The sequence below is a fragment of the Pseudomonas sp. W3I7 genome, from assembly GCF_030816095.1.
GTDB classification, from domain to species: domain Bacteria; phylum Pseudomonadota; class Gammaproteobacteria; order Pseudomonadales; family Pseudomonadaceae; genus Aquipseudomonas; species Aquipseudomonas salomonii.
In genome coordinates this window covers 3,094,210-3,111,894 of the sequence record NZ_JAUSXP010000001.1, presented here as the reverse complement: position 1 = coordinate 3,111,894, position 17,685 = coordinate 3,094,210, and the positions used below count along the sequence as shown (strand labels likewise).

Genomic DNA, 17,685 nt, shown 5'->3' with positions numbered 1-17,685 from the left:
TGTTTTGCGCCGTTGGTCTGTCTATCCTCTATTAAATTAAACGTTATGCGGTGGGTTTAAATCGAATCAATTCGAGCAGGATTGCTCACGTGAGTGACCTAGTTAGCCCGCAGAGTATGCGGGTTTTTTTTCGGAAAAAGGCCCGGCGTTAAGATCCGTATCTTCAGTTCTGTCCCCCCCGCCAAGCTTGAGATTGAAAAGCGACTGTTCGTATTTCGCTTTCATTCCTTGGGTCTGCTGTCCGAGTTCCGAGGTTCGATTGAGTCGGTCTTCCTGTTTGGTGAGGTAGAAAAATTTCAGTCAGATACCGCTACTTTTCGTCGTTTCCCTGGAACTCATGGAGATGAAAACTGCTCAAGATTTGGTACCTAAACGATAGGTTAAATAGCATGCGTGCATCTGAACATTACGCTGCACAGGAAGAAAGGGCTCGTGCCTTAGATCGGTGGCATCGCACCTTAGAAAATCGCTCTTTACGACTGGACTCACCAGACAGCTATCACGAAGAGCTGCTTAGACAAGCGGATGAGATGGACAGAGTCGGCGTGATTGATTGGCGTGAGTGGAGAGACCTACGAGTGAGAGCCGATCAGGCCTATCTCCGATCAATAGCCGGTGAAGATCGTTGACCGTTGCCAACAACGGAGCAGGCGGTGGGTAGACTCATACAGGTGCGTCTCACGCCGCGCGTGACCTTACAGAATTTCCCGGCACTGAAAGCGAGAAAAAGGAGTCTGATTATGATCATCGCGTGCCTGGGCTGGGGATCTTTGATATGGAAACCCGGTGCACTCGAGTTAGCTAGTGAGTGGTTCAAGGATGGGCCGCAGTTGCCCATTGAGTTTGCGCGTGTGGGTGACAGCGGAGAACTTGCAACTACAATATGCGCAAATTCGCGACCCTGCCAAGTGTTGTGGGCTGTATTGCAAACAGCTTCCCTTGCTGATGCCTATGAAGCGTTGCGTCTGCGCGAGCAGATACCTGAGGGTCGTGATGACGGTATCGGAATCTTCAAGGTTGGAGGGACGCCGAATGGTGTGATCTCTGAATGGGCGTCAACTCGACAGGTGGATGCAGTGATATGGACTGCGTTGCCCCCAAGATTCGAAGGTATGGAAGGGCGCATTCCTTCTTTAGATGAGGCGGCCTCCTACCTTAGCGGCCTTACAGGCCCTACGCGAGACCATGCATTCCAATACATCAGCATGGTGCCAGCTCAGGTTGACACCTCTTATCGAAGAGAAATTTCAAAAAGGTTGGGACAAATTGAGCGATGATCACTTGGGGCAAATTGTCATTGTTTTTGATGAGTTACGCGCTCTTCGATCCAGTTTGCTTCTGCTTCAACGGATGGAAGAAAAACGATTAAATTCGCTTCGAGGCCACCAAACGGTAGACAACAAGGGGGCTTTAACGCTCTCTTTCGAGAGGCTCCAGAGTAACCTAGCTGCTATGGAGGATGTACTCGCAACAATTGCAGAGGCCATGGGCGCTGTTCCAAAGCTTTGATAAATATGCGCTGCGCAGTACCTCGCGTCTTATCTGTCAAAGCGTGCTTGTATTCGCGCTACCAGGAAGCGCTCCCGCATTTCGTCACGGCATTTTGCCAGTGCGTATGGCGAGCCATGTAACACTATCAACCTGGCGCTCTCAGATATTTTCGTAACACGCAAGTTCCTCCACAGAGCTATAACGCCAGGACGGACGGTTAGCCTATCTCCAAAACCCGGCTGTTTATCGCCGCTCATCGGGACACCTTCAATTTTTCTAAATTTCAAAGCGACGTGCCTTTCTGATGAGTGTGGGGGCACATTGGTCGACTATCCAAACAGCGCCGTTATCGTTAGACCTGAGGAGATTTCGTCATGTTTCTACATAACAAACGACTTCAATACACCGTGCGTGTCGCTCAACCCAACCCTGGCTTGGCAAACCTTCTGCTTGAACAATTTGGAGGAGCGCAAGGCGAGTTGGCTGCAGCCTCCAGGTACTTCACTCAAGCCTTGGCTGAAGACGATCCGGGACGTAAAGACCTGCTCATGGATATCGCGACCGAAGAGCTGAGTCACCTTGAAATCGTCGGTTCAATTATCGTGATGCTGAACAAAGGTGCTAAAGGACGCATGGCCGAAGGCGTCGAAGAGGAAGGAGAGTTGTACCGCGCCATTAACGGTGCTGGTAATGACTCCCACATCACCAGCCTGCTTTACGGAGCGGGCGCACCGCTTACGAACTCTGCAGGCGTACCTTGGTCTGCCGCCTACATCGATACTATCGGAGAGCCCACTGCAGATTTTAGATCCAATATTGCTGCTGAGGCGCGAGCGAAAATCGTATATGAGCGTCTGATGAACGTGACTGATGATCCGGGAGTTAAGGAAGCTTTAGGGTTTTTAATGACTCGCGAAATAGCCCACCAGCTTTCATTTGAGAAAGCTTTGCATGCCATCCAACCCAACTTCCCCCAAGGCAAACTTCCTGGAATGCCTGAATTTACAAACGTTTATTTCAATATGTCCCAAGGCCCTGAAAGCATGCGTGGCCCGTGGAACCAAGGCGAAGATTGGGAGTATGTGGAAGCGCCGGGGCCAGCGCTAGACGGTGGAGATGGTTTCGCCAGTGTTCAACTAAGTGCGGATGAAGAGTCTGCATTGAATGATATGAAAGCTAGGACTTTGTCCGATCCATCATCTAATCCAATTACGGGCGCAGATCTGGGGGCAGGCCTTCAAGGAAAGCCGGAAAAGGAATAAGAATAACCGCCGTCCCGATAGTCGGGGCGGCAATTTTGAATTTCATCATTGAGGTGATGTTATGACAATCGGAACAACGGTAGGCATTTTTACATTGAGACGGAGGATGGATAACGTCTTCGGATCTATCGTATCGTCTTTTGAAAGGGATGCTGCGCTATTTGCCAGGCAGCTATCAAACACTGCGCCAACAGCATCTAAGCGGCGGAGTGGTTGATGTCAGTACCTACATCATCGGTAAGGGCTGCGCTGCGCTATCAAGTTGAGCGAGCTTTAAATCAAGGATGGGCAGGCTATTTGTTCTGGTCGTCCTTGGTTGCCATAACATTGTTGTTGTTGATGAGCGGTTACAGCGCGATAGTTGAAGCAGATGAAGCTAACCTTCGCTTTGCCATGATGGGCGGGCTTTGTGGGTTTGGCGCCACAGGTCTAGGTGCGATTTCTGCGGTTGTACTGCGCAATATTTCTGCCAAGGCGCAAGACACGATGCTGGGTTTTGCCGCAGGAATGATGCTAGCTGCGAGCTCCTTTTCTCTTATCCTCCCGGGCATTGAAGCGGCACAAATGATAAGTGGGAATAAGCTGCTGTCCGCCTGCATCGTCGTGCTGGGACTCGGCCTTGGAGTAGCGCTTATGGTCGGCCTTGAGCGTTTTGTTCCGCATGAGCACTCTCAGAGCGGTCGTAAGGGGCCAAATACTCAGCGCTTTAATCGCGTCTGGCTATTTGTCCTTGCTATCACCCTGCATAATTTGCCTGAAGGCATGGCAATAGGTGTCAGCTTTGCGCACGGCGATTTAACTGTGGGTATGCCTTTAACGGCGGCTATTGCCATTCAGGACTTCCCTGAGGGACTTGCTGTGGCTTTGGCCCTGCGAGTCACCGGTCTGTCATCACTCAAAGCTGCGCTGATCGGAGTGGGCTCGGGCCTTATGGAACCGATAGGCGCGGTGGTGGGACTGGGCATATCCAGCGGGTTCGCTTTGGGCTATCCCATTTCCCTCGGACTCGCTGCTGGCGCGATGATTTTTGTGGTTTCGCATGAAGTCATTCCAGAGACTCATCGAAACGGACATGAAACGCCTGCCACCTTGGGTTTGATGCTTGGGTTTGCCGTAATGATGTTCCTCGATACGGCACTTGGATAGAGAACCGTCATCTCATCAGGAGAGCTTGAATTTATTGGAACACTCACCTGAAGGCTGGGTCACTTTACTAGACGCCACGCACATCGCGATGTCGAAAATGCGTGTGACGTTCAGCGACTCTTGTTCATTTGAAAGTGAGGATTCTGAAATGGCTAGAAAAACTGTCAAAGACCTATTTATCCATGAGCTTTCCGACGTCTACAGCGCAGAAAAGCAAATCACTCGAGCGTTGCCGCGTATGGCTCGCGCTGCTACCAACCCGCTATTAGCGGAAGCGTTCACTGCTCACCTCGAGGAAACCCAAGGGCAAATTGAAAGAATTGATCAGCTCGTCGAGTTGACCGGTTTCAAACTCAAGCGCATGAAGTGCGTGGCGATGGAGGGGCTTGTTGAGGAGTCCAAAGAGCTACTGGAAGAAATTGAAAAAGGTGCGGTGCTGGATGCCGGCTTGATTGGTGCTGCTCAGAAAGTTGAGCACTACGAGATCGCCAGCTACGGCACTTTAATTGCCATGGCCAAGCACTTGAATTTGCCTGAAGCGGCAGATTTGCTGGCGGCCACTCTCGCCGAAGAAAAGGCTACCGACGAAAAGCTCTCCAAAATTGCGGAGCAGGGCGGCAACCAGGCAGCCACCCTGGAATCGAAAAAGTAAGCTCCCGTTGCCCCAGGAGATACGGACGGCTCGCCTTAGCGCCGTCCGTCTTTTAGACCGTTAACATTGAAGATACGATACGGAAAGCATGCGAAAAAATAACATGGCGAGCGACAACGCTTCGACACCCGAAAACGAGCTTCTAACGAAGTTGCTCCTTGCCAGAGGGCCCGGCGGGCAGGAGGATGAAGTTCGAGCAGTCTGCGTAGGAGAGCTAAGTTCGCGATGCGATGAGCAATGGGTCGATCCTGCTGGAAACGTAATAGGGTTGATTCGCGGCCACCAGGACGAAACTGAACCGAGACGCGCAATAAAAGTCATGGTGCACATGGATGAAATCGCCATGATCATCAAGCGCATCGATCAAGATGGCACGTTGAGAGTCACTGCTCTGGGCGGTGTCAACCCCGTAAATTTCGGTATGTGCCCTGTGGACATTCTAGGGGATCTGGAAACCATCCCGGGCGTTCTGTCTTTCGGTTCGATGCATGCCACTACCAACGCCCCTCAGGGCGCTGACGTGTTGTCAGGCAACGTGCATTGGAATGATGTGCACGTCATCACACGTTGCTCTGTTGAGGCGTTGCGCGCCTACGGTGTAAGGCCTGGAAACCGAGTGACCTTAAGTCGTCATTGGCGTAAACCGTTTCGCGTACAGGATGCTATTGCAGCACATTTCCTCGACGACAGAGCGCTTATAGTTGCCGCCCTGCAAGCAATGCAGGCGGTACACAAGCGCAGAGAGGAACTGTGCTGTGACGTCTATTTCGTGTTCACGACGCTTGAGGAGGAGAGCAATGCTGGCGCTGTGTACGCTGCAGCGTCTTTACCTGGTGACACCACGATTGCCTTAGAGGTCGGGCCGGTAATGGACGAGTATGCAACCTGTCTCAGCGTGGATCCGATCATCAATACAGGCGATCAGAAGGGCTACTACACGCGCGCCGTCGTAACAGCATTGAGCGAAGCGGCCAAGCGCTGCGGGTACGATCCTCAACTCGCTCTGCTGGTGGATTTCGCATCGGACGCCAGCGCTGTGATGAGTAACGGCACCTCAGCGCGGGCAGGTTGCCTGGCCATTCCTACGGAAAACACCCACGGATACGAGTTGATCTTGGAGGGTGCGATACAGGCCTGCGCGGCGACATTAACTGAATACCTTGTATCGGCTTGAGCAATAACCAGTCGGTGGCGGGGTTGTAGACACGGCAAAAAAAATGGCAGATATCGACGTACATTCTCCACTCGATCACCAGGCTCAGGAGGCGTCTGAAAGACTTCAGCTGGCTCTGGAGGCCGGAGCGATTGTGGGGACTTGGGTCTGGGATATTCCTGGCGATAGATTCACTGCGGATGAGCGATTTGCGCGCACGTTCGGTCTGTCCCCTCAACAATGCAGGGAGGGGCTGCCTCTGAAGGCGGTGACTGGCTCAATCCACCCGGACGACGTTTTTAGAGTCGAAGCTGCCATTGAAGAAGCGTTGTCGAGAGGCGGTCCTTACCGTTGTGAATACCGAGTTCTGCCAGCCAGCGGGACTTATCGGTGGATCGAAGCCAATGGTCGCGCTGAACTGGACGCGAGCGCCGCGCCCCGGCGCTTTCTGGGTGTGTTGCTTGATATCGAAGCGCGTCGTGTCGCTGAAACCGAACGGGACAAGATAGCGGCGCTGTTGCGTACATTTGCAGAGGCCGTACCTGGCGTGGTCTATGCGAAAGACCGCCTTGGCAGAATGTTGGTCGCCAATCACGGCACTACACAGCTGATTGGCAGACCCCCGGATTTTTATCTGGGAAAGACCGACCTGGATTATTTGGAGGACAAAACTCAGGCTCAGGTTGTCATGGAGACTGATCGTCGGATCATGGAGTCTGGCATCGCCGAGCAAATTGAAGAAAACGTCAGTCATGCTGACGGTTCGCCAGCAACGTGGCTCTCTGTTAAAACACCGCTGTTAAACGAGCATGGAGAGGTGATTGGACTGATAGGGTCTTCCATCGACGTCACCGCCAGGAAAGAAGCCGAGTCAGCGGTGAAAGAGCTCAACCAGACCTTGGAAGAACGCGTTCGAGCTGCGGTACAGGATCGCGAAGTGGCTGAGCGTGCGTTGCACCATTCGCAAAAAATGGAAGCGGTAGGGCAGCTTACCGGAGGCATCGCTCACGACTTCAATAACCTATTGGCGGGTATTTCGGGAAGCCTTGAGCTGGTGCAGATACGAATGGCCCAGGGCCGTTTGGCGGAGGTGGACAAATACATTACGGTGGCACAGGGCGCCGTAACACGCGCGGCTTCCTTGACACACAGGTTACTGGCGTTTTCACGACGTCAGACATTGTCGCCCAGCCCCACCGATGTAAACGCGCTTGTGAGAGGCATGGAAGAGCTGGTTACCAGGTCCGTGGGCCCCGCGATACGACTGCGGATCAGCACTGCTTCGGACTTGTGGCCGGCGCTGATTGATCCGGCCCAGCTTGAAAATGCACTGTTGAATGTATGCATAAACGCCCGCGACGCCATTCTAGCGTGCGGTGAAATCCATATCCACACCAGCAATCTGGTAAACGATGGATCGGTGGACCTTGACCATCATTTGAAGCCAGGCGGGTATCTGAATATCTGCGTTTCGGACAATGGCAGCGGAATGAGTCCGGAAACAGCGGCGAAAGCCATTGAGCCGTTCTTTACCACCAAGCCTGCGGGTACAGGCACGGGGCTGGGCTTATCGATGGTCTATGGCTTCGCTCGACAGTCTGGAGGTGATCTTCATATCAAATCCGAAGAGGGTGCAGGTACGACGATCTGTCTCTATCTGCCGCGGTACGAAGGTGAGGTTGCTACGGAAAGTACGCATACCGCGCACAGCGTTATTTCGCCTGCCAATGGCGAGACGGTGCTCGTGGTAGACGACGAGCCTTCAATACGTATGCTGGTGACCGAATTGTTGAGCAGCCTGGGTTACAACGTGATGGAGGCAGCAGATGGCATTTCCGGGTTGCAGCTGTTGCAATCTGACCTGCGTATTGATGTGCTGGTTTCAGACATTGGTTTACCCGGCGGAATGAATGGACGGGAGATGGCTGGGATTGCGCGCAAGAGTCGGCCAGGACTGCCTGTACTGTTCATCACGGGGTACGCCGAAAGCGCAGTGATAGAGAAGGCCCATTTGGAACCCCGTACCCAGGTTCTTACTAAGCCATTTGTATTGGATGCACTGAGCGCCCGAGTAGCGACGCTGGTCAAGCTATCCAACATTCGTTCTACCCGCCAATAACCCGACGGGTTTGACACATAGCGGACAGGCTCCGTTGGCTTCCCGCGAGTCTTTTGTCTCAGGGAAGCCCTTTAACGTCGCGACCGTCTGAAATCGTTATTTTTGAGGACTTAATGCAGAGACATGAGGTCAAGTTTTGTCGTCCGCAGCGTGGGATTGGCTGCCCTGACCCAGCGCACTGTATTCATCGCGTAACTGTCTCAATTCTCGGGATCCCAATTTATCCAACGCTAAAGTGGCATTTTGGGCTTCCTGGTTGGCTCTGATCAGCTCATCAAGCTTCAAGTGCAGGATGTCGTTATCCCGGTTCTGAGTGTTTTGGATAAGGAAAACCATTAAAAACGTGACGATTGTCGTGGATGTATTAACGATCAGCTGCCAGGTGTCGTTGTAGTGAAAAAGCGGCCCGGTGAGAGCCCAGGCGACAATCAGCGCGACTGCCACCAGAAAGGTTTTAGGGCTACCTGCACGGTTCGAAAGCGACTGGCAGAATTCAGCAAATTTCATGATGACGGACTCTAATTGTGGTTATTCAATAGACCACAATGGGGCCGTGAAATTCTTTTTTACAATTTGCCAGGCCCGACGCTTGCCGGCGTTCTGCGTCACGCATAAGTCAGTCCAGGCGCGACGGCGCAAGGGTAGAGAGCATGGTCTGCAAAACTGGAAATAATCGCCTGATTAGAGGTCCAAAGGGCAGTATCCAGAGGAAATGGCCATGAGCATTCCTGTCATCACAATGGAATATTTGAAGGCGAATGGTCTTCGAATCACCACCGCTGAATCCTGTACCGCAGGGAAAATAATTTCGCTTCTTTCGGAGATTCAAGGCGCAGGTGCATGCATCGAAAGCGGGTACGTCGTGTATTCACCGGAAGCGAAGCAACGGCTTTTGTCTGTACGCGCCTATACCATCGAGACCTTTAATCTGACCAGCTGTGAGGTAGCCCTTGAGATGGCGCAGGGGGCGCTGCGGGACAGTAAAGCTGACCTCGCGTTGGCAACGACCGGGATCCTGGGCCCTGACGATGTCGATGGCATTCCCGCAGGGACTGTCTGTTTTGCGTGGGCTTTCCTTACCCCGTCAGGCCTGAGTGTATTCAGCCGCAGGGAGTGGTTCCCGGGTTCGCGTGATCAGGTGCAGCTGTCTGCTGCCCTGCACGCATTGAAGCATTTGCCAGGCTTTCATCAAAAAGCACTAAGGGGTGAAAAAGGCTGAATCATGACGTTATTCGTTTTGGTTGGCATACGTTCGCTGAAAGAATGAAAGGTCTCTCGGTTTAAACCTTTGCCGTTGGCCGAATGTCGATAGCTGAAGAGACTTAGCAAGGTTGAGGAACGCAATGATAGGCATCGTGATACCTGCCCATAACGGAGAAAGGCTTATCCGTGAATGCCCGGACTCCGTGCTGCCTTCGGAAGGCGGGCGGGTTTCAGCTTCTGACTGCCCGCGAGGACTTTCACTGGTTGCAGACCTCGAAAGACCGGCGCATGCACCGTCGGGACGGCCACCAACCCGGTGGTCATCAACGCACGCCGGGACTACATGTGTCGTGCGACTACCTGGCTTCCCTAATGCCGCCTGATGCCCACGGCGGAGTGGAGCCTTCCATGCCCCAGCCCCGTAACAGGTTGACGTTTTGGACCTGATTGATTGGCTGCAGTGGCCTGCCATGGTCGTCACGGTCATTTCGGCCTGGTTTATCGGGTCTCAACAGCGACGCCGACGCAGGGTTGCCTTTTGGGGGTTCATCCTGAGCAATGCGTTATGGGTTGTCTGGGGATGGCACGCGAATGCATTTGGGCTGATCGTACTCGAGTGCATTTTGCTGGGGATGAACGTTCGAGGCTTCAGGAAGAATCGGGCGTAAACATCAGGTTTGGTTGAGCCTTGGGTTCTGCTCCGGCCGTTACGCACCGATTGTCTGAACGTCGGCGAAGCGTTTGATAATCAGCGGGCTTTCTCAGTTGATCATGGGAGAGGGGCGCACACGCATACACCCCCTGCAAGGTTCTGAATGCTAAGGTTCACAGCCTTTAAACCCATGCAGTGCTTTTTGAACGATCGAGCACCTGCTGAAAACTCACGGGATCATGCTTGAATTGAAAAAATATTCGTGGCACTAGCCTTTGGTCTTCGTCGGGTCAGCACGCCGAGGGTACGTGCGCTCTTCCTGAATCGAACCGTCTTCCTTATGAATCTTCAGCGAGGCTGTTTTTCCATCAAGGAATTCACTGGCGAGCTCTATTATTTCAGCCTTCGTGGTTGCCGTTTTCGACGCGCGCCCCGCGCCCTCTTTCTTTAAGGCCCAACCGTTTTCAGCCGGCGTGATGTGGTAGTTGTCCATTTCATCTCTCCTGATGTGGGGGCTACTTGAGACCTATGCGTTTACGCATTTGGGCCGTGATGGTTTGCTTTGTTCCAGGCATGTCAGCCCACGGATCAACGTCCAGCGCTCCCAGGCGTTGATGGATGTTTTGAATGTTCCAGACGTTGGCGCCTTTGATCTCTTTCAGCTCATCCCGGAAAATCGGCACTGATACTGGTAGCCCCTCGCGCGTACGCGCCGAGTAAGCGCAAATGGTGGTTGCGCCCAAGCCATTGCGCAGGTAATCGATGAAGATTCGGCCTACCCGATTTTTAGGTCCGGAAACGGCCGAGAATCGATCTGGAAGCAGATTGGCGATGTGTTTGACAACCGCGTGGCTGAAGCTTTTTACCGCGTCCCAATCGGCCTTCGGCGTCAACGGTACGACAATGTGAATACCCTTGCCGCCGCTGGTTTTCAGGAATGATGTGAGCCCTAACTCATCCAGCACCGTGAGTGTCAGTTGGGTTGCCTCCACCATGCTCTTCCAGGGCAGTGCAGGATCGGGGTCGAGGTCGAGAATAAATCGATCAGGGCGATGCAGGTCCTTGGAGACGGCGTTCCAGGTGTGCAGCTCAATGGTGCTCATCTGTACCGCGCCTATCAGCGTCTCGATAGTATTGATTAACATCACCGGGTGGCCCGTCTCTTCTTTACCGATGATCTCGATTCCGGGGATTGTCAAGCGCTCGGCGTTTTTCTGGAAAAACAGTTCCCCGCCGATACCGTCTGGCGCACGCACCAACGCGACCGGGCGGTTGAGCAACTGTGGCAAGAGCCATTCAGAAACACCGATGTAATAGTCCGCCAAGTCACGCTTGGTTGCGCTGCTCGTAGGGTCAATCACGCGTTGGGGGTGCGTGAGCCGGATCCTGGTGGCGGCCTCTTCGCCGTCTTTACCCTTGGCCGCCGCCGCAGGTGGTTTTTTCCGGACGGGCTTTTTCTCGACCTGCGGGGTTTCCGCCGGGCGCTCTTCGGTGATCGATTTCGCGGGTTTATCGTTGCGCAACCCCTGGAACACGGCGTGCCTGACCGAACCCTCTTGGGTTATTTCGGCAAAAGCGATTTCTGCCAGCAGCGATGGCTTGAGCCAATGAACGTCCTTGGCGTCGGCGCCCGTCGGCGGGTTTACGACGGCAGGCTTTTTGGCCTCAAGGGGCGTCAGTTGTGCGTAGATCGTCGTCAGTGTCGCCTGGTTGAATCCGGTGCCGACTTTGCCTGCGTATTTAAGCTCGCCGCTGTCAGCGTCATGCAGGCCCAATAACAGCGCGCCGAATTTGCTGCGTGAACCCTTCGGCTCGGTATAGCCGACGATGACAAATTCCTGCCGCCGTTTACATTTGAGTTTGATCCAGTCGCCGCTGCGACGTGAGACGTACGGGCTGCCCACGCGTTTGCCGATGAGGCCTTCCATTTGCATTTGGCAAGCGCTGTTCAGCAGCGCTTCCGGGGTTTCGGCGAAGTCGTCCGAGAATTTGAGTACCTCGTCCTCACTGCGCTCCAGCACCTCGGATAACGCTTCGCGGCGCTGCTCTACCGGGACTTCCCGTAGATCCATGCCGTTGAGAAAAGGCAGGTCAAAAAGGTAATAAACAATGTTGCCGCTACGGCCCTGCTCAAATGCATTTTGGAGTGCCTGGAAATCGGGGACGCCCTGCGCATTGGCAACAACCATTTCGCCATCGAGCCAGGCGGACTCCAGGGCGAGGCTGGCAATCGCTTCGGCCTGACGAGGAAGTTTGTGCGTCCAGTCGTGACCGTTGCGGGTAAACAACTGCACCTTGCCGTCATCGACTTTGGCCATGATGCGGTAACCGTCGAATTTGATCTCGTAGCGCCAATCGCCCTCCGGCGCGGAATCCACCAGCGTGGCCAGTTCAGGCTTTAGACTGTCGGGGAGTGTCGAGGGTCGGGCATTGACCAATTGCGCGTGCCCAGGCTTCGTCCGCGTAGCGGGGGCCTTCTCGATAGGCTTGGGATCAGCCGATTTTCCCGGGCGCTTCTTCTGCACGATAGTGCGTTCGCTCAGCACGCTATGGGGTTCGGTGTTGACGATGTCGTAGTCGCTTTCCGGCCGGGCGAATTCGTCCTGATGCTTGATCAAAAACCATTGTTCCTGCTTGCCAGGGATATGCGTCTTGACCAGGTTCCAGACGCCGCCGAGCTTTTCTCCCTGCAACTCGAATTTCAGCCGGCCTTTGGCATAGGCCTCAGCAGGATCGGATAAGGGTTTCCAGATACCGCGATCCCACACAATGACGTCACCGGCACCGTAATGGCCCTCCGGGATCGTGCCTTCAAATGTTGCGTAATCGAGCGGATGGTCTTCGACATGCACGGCCAGGCGTTTGGATTTCGGGTCCAGCGAAGGGCCCTTGGGCACCGCCCAACTCTTCAGTGTGCCGTCGAGCTCCAGGCGAAAGTCGTAATGCAGGCGCGTCGCATCGTGCTTCTGGATGCAGAACTGGAGCGCAGCCGGTTCACGGGCCTCTTTCGGGGCAGATTTATGCGGTTTTGCGCTGCCCGACGGTTCCGAGGTCGCATTTAAATCACGCTTTCGGTTGTATTCATCGAGCGTGTCGGAGGGCTTTACCGTTGAGTGTGAGTCGTCCGCGTTGCGCTTCGTGTTCCTCTTGGATCGAGTCTTTCGCGATGAGATTTCAATCCATGTCGGCGCATGATCACTGGCATGCGCTTCGCCCCGCACCCAGGCATCCACGCCCGCGTTTTTAAGGTAAGGGGCGAGCACCGTGTTCAGCAGGAGATGGTCAATGCGCAGGCCGGAATTCTTCTGCCAGTGCTGACGGAAATAATCCCAGAACGTATACACGCGCTCCTCCGGGTACAGGTGCCTCACCGAGTCGATCCAGCCTTGGGCCAGGAGTCTTTGGTAGCACTCGCGGCTTTGCGGTTGAAGAAGCGCATCCTTTAGCCAGGAACGCGTGTTGTAGATATCAATGTCGGTGGGCACCACGTTGTAATCGCCCGCGAGGACCATAGGGTGTTCGCTGGCTTGCAGTGTGTCGGCGTGCGCGATCAGTTGCTCAAACCACTTGAGCTTGTATTCAAACTTGGGCCCTGGCTGCGGGTTTCCGTTGGGCAGGTATAGGCAGCCGACGACGACGCCATGTACCGCCGCTTCCAGGTACCGAGACTGCGAATCGTCTTCGGCCCCGGGCAGGCCTTTATGGATCAACAGGGGTTCGGAATCTCGCGCAAGAATCGCCACGCCGTTCCATGAGGCTTGGCCATGGTGCAATGAGCCGTAACCCGCCGCTTCAAGGTCGCCTGCAGGGAACGCGTGATCCTGTGCCTTCAACTCTTGCAGGCAGACGATGTCCGGGCGCTCCTTCCCAAGCCATTGCAGCAGATTGGGAAGACGCGCCCCGATGCCGTTGACATTGAATGTAGCGATCTTGAGATTCTGCATTGCCTCGGTCCTTGAATGTGCTCGGAACGCTCTTATCCGAGTGCAAAGGCGCCGCCCAAGTTCTATTTATTGGCGCGTCGAGCGGATGGCGCAGACAGCACGAGAGTGATGGGAGAGGGTCTGGGCCACCCTGACATTTCGGCGCAAGTGGGCATGCCGAAACACTTTCCTCAACCACGCGCAGGCCGGTCCAGCGGTCAATCAACGCGCGCCAGTGCCGGCCTGCGGTGGGCGGGCTTGGCCACACGTTCCGCGCTCGGGTAAGAATTTGGGTTGAATAACGGCTGCTCCTGCAAGGCTGCCTCCATGGCTTGCAGGTGTTTTGCCAGGATCTCCACCGACCCCTCCGGGTTGGCGGGGTCGAATGAGATTTTGCCGTTGGCAATCAACACCATTGCCAGTTCCCACGCACGCTGCGAGTTGTCCATCACGCTGTCTCCTTCTCAGCCGTTACGATTGTCGCCCCCTCAGACGTTGAAAAAGCACACGGTGGTGGGAATTCCCTGTTGAGCACACTGAGGTGTTCTATCGCTTCGCGAAAAAGTGATTCGGCCTTGCGACGCAGCTGCAGGTACTCATCAAAGCGTTCACTGTCGAAATCCGGATGATCCAGGAGGTCGAACGCGTCGCGGCTGAGTGTATTGGCCTGGGCGAAGAGTTTCTGGTTTTGCTCCATTGCGAGACGGCGGCAGGCGGTTAGTTGTGCGGGTGTAGGGTTGAATTGCATGACGGGCGTCCTTCATCGAGTAGCTCCTTTTGATAGGCAATGCCGCAGGGGAGCCGAACCTGGTACACACCTTGGTAACGCGTACCAATAGTTGTGTGACCCGCCGAAAAAGCGTTGGTATCAAACGGTTTATCTTTGAAATATCGATGACTTAATCGATCCAGCTGGGCGAAATGATCTTCTTTTTAGATCGAGAGAGCGGAGGGTGGATTGTGGGCGTTAGTGCGGTTCAATGGGGTGTACCTGAAGGACCGAGTAGTTTGCATCCCAGGCAAGCCAGCTCCCACAGTTGACCGATTAATACTTGAGTGACCGGTCACATCTGATCGTTCCCACGCCGCGAGGGAACGATCAATCAGGTGTCGCTTGTGATCCGTTTTTGCTCGGACCACTCAGGTAGGCTGTCAGGCCTCCGTGCTGTGCTTTTGACCTGCTTGATCTTGATCTCAGGCGTCCCGTTAAACCACGCTCGCCCAACGCAGGCTTTGAACGTAGCTAGCCCGGCAGGACGCTGGGTTAGCCGGGTTAGGTCACAAGGCCAAACCCCGAGACCAACCACTAAAACGCGACGTCACCGACTAGGAATGATTAAAGGTGCACACCTGTTCCGCCTGGATCACAGGCAACTCAATCGCATGGATAAGCCCGCTAGCCAGTGCCTGATGCGGATCAAGAATGCGCGGGGCGGCGATCAAGTACCGTTCGGTGTCGAGCTTTTCCGCGGCTTGCGATGTTCGCTGCGCAACGATGCGTGCGTACAGCTGCAAATCATAGTCGAGGCTCATGGCGTATTCGGACATTCGTGAATGGTCGACGGCGCCCTGCACATGCCAATGAAACGGGTGGAACAAAAACTTGCTGTGTTCGCACGCCGTTCGGCGCTCGCCCGCCAGGAAGATGATGTTGCCCATCGATTCCACCGTCCCCAGGTTGTGGGTATGCACCGGAATTGGCAGAGCGAGCAGAAAGTTGTACATCGTAAAACCGTAACTGCATTCGCCGCCCATGGTTGCGATGTTAACAAGCAAGCCGGTCGCATTCTGCTGAACAGCCAAGGAGGCCTTTTCGATGAGCTGGCTACAGGTCGACGCGTTGACCGGGCCGGTGAAGTTGATGACATGTAAAGGCATAAGCACCTCTGAGACAGTAGGAACGAATGTCCAGGGTTAGGGCGTTGTATGAATGCCTTATTGGAATAACACGTTTTTGGAAAGTGCGCGGTGGTTAGCTAACGCGCTCACAGACGGGTGGTGACTGTGTAGCGCGGACAGTTGCTTCCGCGTGCTCGGTGGTTTCCACACGCTCATAACAATTCGGCGTTTTCGGCGACGTCCTTGCACCGCCAGCTGGCTGGGGTTCACTGACGACGGTGCGGGGGGCGTGTCGTTGCGGTTCAATGGCAGCTCGCATGGTGTCTTCCTTTGGCTTAAACGAAGGGGCCGCGGGGCCACCCTTTGTATCAGTTACGACTGGCGACCGCCGCTATGTTTTGCGTAGTTGGCGTTTCGCTAGTTGCTCATTAATACAGCGGTTATCTGTTCCGATCAGCGCGTTTTGGAAATCGTTTTGAGAGATTTGCGAAATGCCGATGAACGGCATAAAGCGCAATAGAACTTATACATCGAGTCAGAAAAAATACCGTTTCGTATAACTGTTGGGAGTAAACGATATTGAAATAATGGCACTGTTGCCGCTTTGCTTAGTATGGCCGTCGACGCTTAAAAAATAATGAACCCTGCTGGTGTAAGCCCTACCTAAAGGTTCATAACCTGGAGGTGCACCATGCAAACCACGTATTTTTGGATCGGCCTGGCCGTCGTGCTCATCCTGATCGATTTGTGGATCCTCAACAGCGTCTGGCGAAGCGATAACGCGTCAGGGAGTAAGGCCGGCTGGACGGCGGTCGTCGTGTTGTTGCCGTTTTTAGGCGCAGCCATATGGGCCATTGCCGGCCCGCGCGGCGTCACCAAGGGGCCGTCTTCGCCCGAGCACAGCAAGGGTTGAGCAAAGACCGACATGAACACCCCAAAATCTGACGACCTGAAGAACCGCCACTACCCGGTGAAAGAAGACATGGCCTTGCAGCGCAAGGTCTGGCGCTTCGAGCGGTTGGGCTGGTATGCGCTCGTCGTGTTGATGGGGCTGACGTTGGCCGGGTTGTTCTCCAAGGGGCCGCTGAGTACCGCCGATGTGCGCAGTGCCGATGGGCAGTTGCGTGTGGAGTACCAGCGGTTCCTGCGCAACGGTTCCTCCGACGGGCTGGTGGTTCACCTGCAGGGCCAGGCGCGCGAAACCCTTGAGGTCGAGATCAAGGGCGAGCTGCTGCGCGGTTTCAATATTGAAATGCTGCAGCCTCAGCCGCTCAAGGCCAGCGCCGCCGGCGAGGGCGTGAAGCTGTGGGTGCTGAGCGATAACGACGGCCAAGCGACGTTGCACCTGACCCTGCGCAGTGACGGCGTAGGCAGCTTTGCGACCCAAGTGTCGCGAACGGGTGGGGCTTCTGTGCGCTTCTCTCAATTCATTTATCCCTAGGGGCGCCCATGGATTCGGTCTTGCGTGCAGCCGCGATTTATCTGGTGCTGATGGTGCTGTTCAAGATCGCCGGCCGGCGCTCCCTGGCGGAACTCACCACCTTCGACCTGGTGTTGTTGATGGTGATTGGCGAGGCCACACAACAGGCATTGCTGGGTGATGATTTCTCGTTGGTCAATGCGGTGCTGGTGATTGTCACGCTGATCGCGATCGACATCGGTTTCTCATTGGTCAAGCAGCGTTCGCCGTGGTTTTCGCGCCTGCTCGACGGTGGAGCGACCATTTTGGTTGAGCAGGGCCGCGTGCTCCACCAACGCTTGAAGCACGCGCGACTGGACGAAGAAGACATCCTTGAAGCGTCGCGATCCGCGCAGGGCATTGTTGATATAAGCCAGATCAAATTCGCGATTCTGGAGCGCAACGGAAAAATTTCAATCATCCCCTATGAGTCAGCCGAGGAGGCTATGCCGATGAACACGCCATCCACAACTCCCCAACCCGACGCGCCTGAACAGCTTCTGGAAAAAGACCTTGGCCCAGGGCTCAGCGACGATGAGCGCGTCTCCAGGGAAGGCGAGCGCAACCCGGATTCCAACGGTAATGGCGCGCGGGTTACCCCGGGGCCTGAAGACGAGAAACGCTTGAAGCCTTGATGCTGTTGGACGCGTTGCGGGCCAACCCATCACTTGGTCAGGCGCGGGCGAACGCCGATGGAATTTTTGCCCAGCGTGCAGCTCTTTCGTAATAGAGGCGCAAAAAAAGCGCACCGTAACAGGCCTTCGCAGTCGCGCAGGCCCGAATAAA

At 54.8% G+C, this 17,685-nt stretch carries 18 protein-coding genes; 12 read left to right on the top strand and 6 right to left on the bottom strand.

The genetic code is table 11. The features are described from left to right. Window positions 1-389 precede the first annotated feature (389 nt). The 7 genes from QF043_RS14565 (at window position 390) to QF043_RS14535 (ending at window position 7,823) form a co-directional block, all read left to right on the top strand. Entirely contained in the window at window positions 390-629 is a 240-nt protein-coding gene (locus QF043_RS14565; RefSeq protein WP_307419057.1) for a hypothetical protein, read from the top strand. A 111-nt stretch (window positions 630-740) separates the two neighbouring features. Next, the gene (locus tag QF043_RS14560) at window positions 741-1,277 is read left to right on the top strand and encodes a hypothetical protein (RefSeq protein WP_307419056.1); all 537 of its coding nucleotides are present in this window, start codon (window positions 741-743) and stop codon (window positions 1,275-1,277) included. 588 nt (window positions 1,278-1,865) lie between these two features. Then, entirely contained in the window at window positions 1,866-2,753 is an 888-nt protein-coding gene (locus QF043_RS14555) for a manganese catalase family protein (protein ID WP_307419055.1), read from the top strand. A 216-nt stretch (window positions 2,754-2,969) separates the two neighbouring features. Next, window positions 2,970-3,899 (top strand): ZIP family metal transporter, encoded by a 930-nt coding sequence (locus QF043_RS14550; RefSeq protein WP_307419054.1) that lies wholly within the window; start codon window positions 2,970-2,972, stop codon window positions 3,897-3,899. Between the two features lie 148 nt (window positions 3,900-4,047). Next, on the top strand, window positions 4,048-4,551 hold the full coding sequence (locus QF043_RS14545) for a ferritin-like domain-containing protein (RefSeq protein ID WP_307421394.1): 504 nt from the start codon (window positions 4,048-4,050) through the stop codon (window positions 4,549-4,551). Window positions 4,552-4,639: 88 nt separating this feature from the next. Then, the gene (locus tag QF043_RS14540; protein ID WP_307419053.1) at window positions 4,640-5,725 is read left to right on the top strand and encodes a M42 family peptidase; all 1,086 of its coding nucleotides are present in this window, start codon (window positions 4,640-4,642) and stop codon (window positions 5,723-5,725) included. 43 nt (window positions 5,726-5,768) lie between these two features. Then, window positions 5,769-7,823 (top strand): PAS domain-containing sensor histidine kinase, encoded by a 2,055-nt coding sequence (locus QF043_RS14535; protein WP_307419052.1) that lies wholly within the window; start codon window positions 5,769-5,771, stop codon window positions 7,821-7,823. Window positions 7,824-7,952: 129 nt separating this feature from the next. On the opposite strand, the gene QF043_RS14530 is transcribed toward QF043_RS14535, so the two are convergent. Then, entirely contained in the window at window positions 7,953-8,330 is a 378-nt protein-coding gene (locus QF043_RS14530) for a low affinity iron permease family protein (RefSeq protein WP_307419051.1), read from the bottom strand. A gap of 211 nt (window positions 8,331-8,541) precedes the next feature. On the opposite strand from QF043_RS14530, the gene QF043_RS14525 reads away from it, so the two are divergent. Continuing rightward, a complete protein-coding gene (locus tag QF043_RS14525) occupies window positions 8,542-9,042 on the top strand; it encodes a CinA family protein (RefSeq protein WP_307419050.1) in 501 nt (166 codons plus the stop codon). A gap of 421 nt (window positions 9,043-9,463) precedes the next feature. Further along, window positions 9,464-9,694 carry a YgjV family protein gene (locus QF043_RS14520; protein ID WP_153004025.1) on the top strand — a complete coding sequence of 77 codons (231 nt, stop codon included), beginning with the start codon at window positions 9,464-9,466 and terminating at the stop codon, window positions 9,692-9,694. 252 nt (window positions 9,695-9,946) lie between these two features. On the opposite strand, the gene QF043_RS14515 is transcribed toward QF043_RS14520, so the two are convergent. The 5 genes from QF043_RS14515 to QF043_RS14495 all read right to left on the bottom strand — a co-directional run bounded on the left by QF043_RS14515 (window position 9,947) and on the right by QF043_RS14495 (window position 15,479). Next, window positions 9,947-10,171, bottom strand: a complete 225-nt coding sequence (locus QF043_RS14515; RefSeq protein ID WP_307419048.1) for a DUF2188 domain-containing protein — start codon at window positions 10,169-10,171, stop codon at window positions 9,947-9,949. A gap of 22 nt (window positions 10,172-10,193) precedes the next feature. Beyond that, complete coding sequence (gene ligD, locus QF043_RS14510) at window positions 10,194-13,622, bottom strand: DNA ligase D (protein ID WP_307419047.1); 3,429 nt, start codon at window positions 13,620-13,622, stop codon at window positions 10,194-10,196. A gap of 197 nt (window positions 13,623-13,819) precedes the next feature. Beyond that, the gene (locus QF043_RS14505; RefSeq protein WP_307419046.1) at window positions 13,820-14,050 is read right to left on the bottom strand and encodes a hypothetical protein; all 231 of its coding nucleotides are present in this window, start codon (window positions 14,048-14,050) and stop codon (window positions 13,820-13,822) included. Then, the gene (locus tag QF043_RS14500) at window positions 14,050-14,349 is read right to left on the bottom strand and encodes a hypothetical protein (RefSeq protein WP_307419045.1); all 300 of its coding nucleotides are present in this window, start codon (window positions 14,347-14,349) and stop codon (window positions 14,050-14,052) included. The genes QF043_RS14505 and QF043_RS14500 overlap by 1 nt, the downstream gene beginning before the upstream one ends. Before the next feature lie 578 nt (window positions 14,350-14,927). After that, complete coding sequence (locus QF043_RS14495) at window positions 14,928-15,479, bottom strand: ATP-dependent Clp protease proteolytic subunit (RefSeq protein ID WP_307419044.1); 552 nt, start codon at window positions 15,477-15,479, stop codon at window positions 14,928-14,930. Between the two features lie 652 nt (window positions 15,480-16,131). On the opposite strand from QF043_RS14495, the gene QF043_RS14490 reads away from it, so the two are divergent. From QF043_RS14490 to QF043_RS14480, 3 genes are read left to right on the top strand one after another with little or no spacing between them, the layout of a single operon-like run. Continuing rightward, on the top strand, window positions 16,132-16,353 hold the full coding sequence (locus QF043_RS14490; protein ID WP_073510269.1) for a PLD nuclease N-terminal domain-containing protein: 222 nt from the start codon (window positions 16,132-16,134) through the stop codon (window positions 16,351-16,353). Window positions 16,354-16,365: 12 nt separating this feature from the next. Then, the gene (locus QF043_RS14485; protein ID WP_073510268.1) at window positions 16,366-16,881 is read left to right on the top strand and encodes a hypothetical protein; all 516 of its coding nucleotides are present in this window, start codon (window positions 16,366-16,368) and stop codon (window positions 16,879-16,881) included. Between the two features lie 8 nt (window positions 16,882-16,889). After that, a complete protein-coding gene (locus QF043_RS14480; protein WP_290439344.1) occupies window positions 16,890-17,534 on the top strand; it encodes a DUF421 domain-containing protein in 645 nt (214 codons plus the stop codon). Window positions 17,535-17,685: the final 151 nt, after the last annotated feature.

What these genes read in the sequence shown, in the direction of transcription:
- QF043_RS14550 (WP_307419054.1), top strand. Translation starts at nt 2,970, where the DNA reads ATGTCAGTACCTACATCATCGGTAAGGGCTGCGCTGCGCTATCAAGTT.
- QF043_RS14565 (WP_307419057.1), top strand. Translation starts at nt 390, where the DNA reads ATGCGTGCATCTGAACATTACGCTGCACAGGAAGAAAGGGCTCGTGCC.
- QF043_RS14560 (WP_307419056.1), top strand. Translation starts at nt 741, where the DNA reads ATGATCATCGCGTGCCTGGGCTGGGGATCTTTGATATGGAAACCCGGT.
- QF043_RS14485 (WP_073510268.1), top strand. Translation starts at nt 16,366, where the DNA reads ATGAACACCCCAAAATCTGACGACCTGAAGAACCGCCACTACCCGGTG.
- QF043_RS14490 (WP_073510269.1), top strand. Translation starts at nt 16,132, where the DNA reads ATGCAAACCACGTATTTTTGGATCGGCCTGGCCGTCGTGCTCATCCTG.
- QF043_RS14495 (WP_307419044.1), bottom strand. Translation starts at nt 15,479, where the DNA reads ATGCCTTTACATGTCATCAACTTCACCGGCCCGGTCAACGCGTCGACC.
- ligD (WP_307419047.1), bottom strand. Translation starts at nt 13,622, where the DNA reads ATGCAGAATCTCAAGATCGCTACATTCAATGTCAACGGCATCGGGGCG.
- QF043_RS14515 (WP_307419048.1), bottom strand. Translation starts at nt 10,171, where the DNA reads ATGGACAACTACCACATCACGCCGGCTGAAAACGGTTGGGCCTTAAAG.
- QF043_RS14545 (WP_307421394.1), top strand. Translation starts at nt 4,048, where the DNA reads ATGGCTAGAAAAACTGTCAAAGACCTATTTATCCATGAGCTTTCCGAC.
- QF043_RS14525 (WP_307419050.1), top strand. Translation starts at nt 8,542, where the DNA reads ATGAGCATTCCTGTCATCACAATGGAATATTTGAAGGCGAATGGTCTT.
- QF043_RS14480 (WP_290439344.1), top strand. Translation starts at nt 16,890, where the DNA reads ATGGATTCGGTCTTGCGTGCAGCCGCGATTTATCTGGTGCTGATGGTG.
- QF043_RS14500 (WP_307419045.1), bottom strand. Translation starts at nt 14,349, where the DNA reads ATGCAATTCAACCCTACACCCGCACAACTAACCGCCTGCCGCCGTCTC.
- QF043_RS14535 (WP_307419052.1), top strand. Translation starts at nt 5,769, where the DNA reads ATGGCAGATATCGACGTACATTCTCCACTCGATCACCAGGCTCAGGAG.
- QF043_RS14540 (WP_307419053.1), top strand. Translation starts at nt 4,640, where the DNA reads ATGCGAAAAAATAACATGGCGAGCGACAACGCTTCGACACCCGAAAAC.
- QF043_RS14505 (WP_307419046.1), bottom strand. Translation starts at nt 14,050, where the DNA reads ATGGACAACTCGCAGCGTGCGTGGGAACTGGCAATGGTGTTGATTGCC.
- QF043_RS14530 (WP_307419051.1), bottom strand. Translation starts at nt 8,330, where the DNA reads ATGAAATTTGCTGAATTCTGCCAGTCGCTTTCGAACCGTGCAGGTAGC.
- QF043_RS14555 (WP_307419055.1), top strand. Translation starts at nt 1,866, where the DNA reads ATGTTTCTACATAACAAACGACTTCAATACACCGTGCGTGTCGCTCAA.